Genomic DNA, 1,841 nt, shown 5'->3' with positions numbered 1-1,841 from the left:
GGCGGGTTGTCCGCCCGGGTCGTGGGCGGAGGAGGCGCGAGGGGAGGGGGCGCGCTCACGACGGGGACCGGCGGCGGAGTCACGGGAGTCGAAGGCCGCAACCACCAGCCAAGTCCCACGGCCCCGAGGATCAACGCGGCGCTGGCCACGATGGGCAGCATCCGAGACTTGGGCTTGCTGTCCACCGGTAGCGTCGAAGGGCCAGGGCCGGCGATGCTCACCGGGGACACGGGCTGTCCCTGCGGGCCCGCGACGAGCCCTCCGAGGCTGCCCGGCACGGCCTGCTGGCCTCCGTAGCTGCCCGGCGCCGCCTGCTGCCCACTGAAGCTTCCCGGCGCAACCTGCTGCCCACCAACGCCAACCGGCGCGATGTGCTGTCCCGTCACGTGGCCCGGAGGCTGTCCACCCATGTTCCCGGGCACGGCCTGCTGGCCGCCGTAGCTGCCCGGAGCGACGTACTGTCCGGGGAATCCGCCCCCCGCGTAGGACGGCCCCGCGACGCCTCCCTGGGGCGCCACCGGGAGGGCCACGCCCGAAGCACCCACGACTCCCAGGTTGGAGCCGTTGGACGGCATCTGCGTGGCGCCAAAACCCATCGTGTCGCTCGGCGCGGGGGACTGGGGCTGCTGCCCGTAGTGCGCAGTACCGCCGCGCGGCGCCATCGTCGCATCGAAGCCGATGTCATCCGCGTCCGGACCGAAGCGGCCCGTGACCGGCGCTGGCACCTTGTTCACCGGAGCCATCGTCGCCCCCATCGACGCTGCATCGTCCTGCGGCATGGAGGGCAGGGCGATGCCGGAGGGAGGGGCGATGCCGGAGGGAGGGGACGTGCGTGTGAACGTCCGGGATGCGCGCATCTCCTCCGTCTCCGGAAGCGACTGGAGCGTCGTGCCCGTGAGGTCCGCGATGAACGCGCCGACGTCCGCGTAGCGGTGGTCCGGGTTCTTCTCCAGCGCGCGCGCCACCGCCGCAGCCACGTTCGGCGGCAGCTCCGGCATCAGCGTGGCGAGCGACACCGGCGGCTCATGCACCACGCGGTAGATGATCTGCGCCAGCGAACCTCCGCCGAACGGCGTCATGCCGGAGATCATCTCGAACACGATGCCGCCCAACGCGAACAGGTCCGTCCTCGCGTCGATCTGCCGGTTGCGCCCCTGCGCCTGCTCCGGCGACATGTACTGCGGCGTGCCGATGAGCACCGCGTCCTGCGTCTGCAGCGTCTCCGACGACATGACCTTGGAGATGCCGAAGTCGAGCAGCTTCACCCGCTCGCCCACCACGCCGCCGGAGTCGGTGGGCACCAGGAAGATGTTCGCCGGCTTCAGGTCGCGGTGGACGATGCCCGCGCGGTGCGCCGTCTGGAGTGCGGAGCCCATCTGCCGCGTGAAGGAGAACACCTCCTCCAACGACAGCCGCCCCCGCCTGAGCCGGTCCTGGAGGCTCTCCCCGCGCAGGTACTCCAGCACCAGGAACGGGCTGCCGTCCTCCAGCGTGTCGAAGTCCAGCACCTCCACGATGTTCGGGTGCCCCAGCCGGGAGGCGATCTCCGCCTCGCGCCGGAAGCGCACGTGGACATCCGGGCTCACGCTGTCGCCCGTGCGCAGCACCTTGACCGCCACGTGCTTGCCCGGCAGCCGCAAATGCTGGGCAAGGAACACCGACCCCATGCCGCCCCGACCCAACACGGAGACGACTTTGTAGGTGTTCCGGAGGACCGAATCGATGTGCAGCTCACCGTCAGCCGAGCGCGTCATGGAAGAGGGCGTGTCCTGATGACAGAAGGGTGCGAAGCACCAGCGAAACGGGCTGCCACGCTAGCACGCCCCACCCGCCAGGACGCG

Annotated in this window: 1 protein-coding gene; it reads right to left on the bottom strand. The window is 70.8% G+C overall.

What is annotated here, in order from left to right:
- Positions 1-1,754 (bottom strand): serine/threonine-protein kinase (locus tag D7X74_RS41670; RefSeq protein ID WP_147446903.1); only part of this gene is annotated, 1,754 nt, incomplete at its 3' end.
- Between the last annotated feature and the right edge of the window lie 87 nt (positions 1,755-1,841).

Origin of the sequence: Corallococcus sp. CA047B (genome assembly GCF_003612065.1) — a bacterium.
GTDB classification, from domain to species: domain Bacteria; phylum Myxococcota; class Myxococcia; order Myxococcales; family Myxococcaceae; genus Corallococcus; species Corallococcus praedator.
This window is presented reverse-complemented; position numbering and strand designations above follow the sequence as displayed.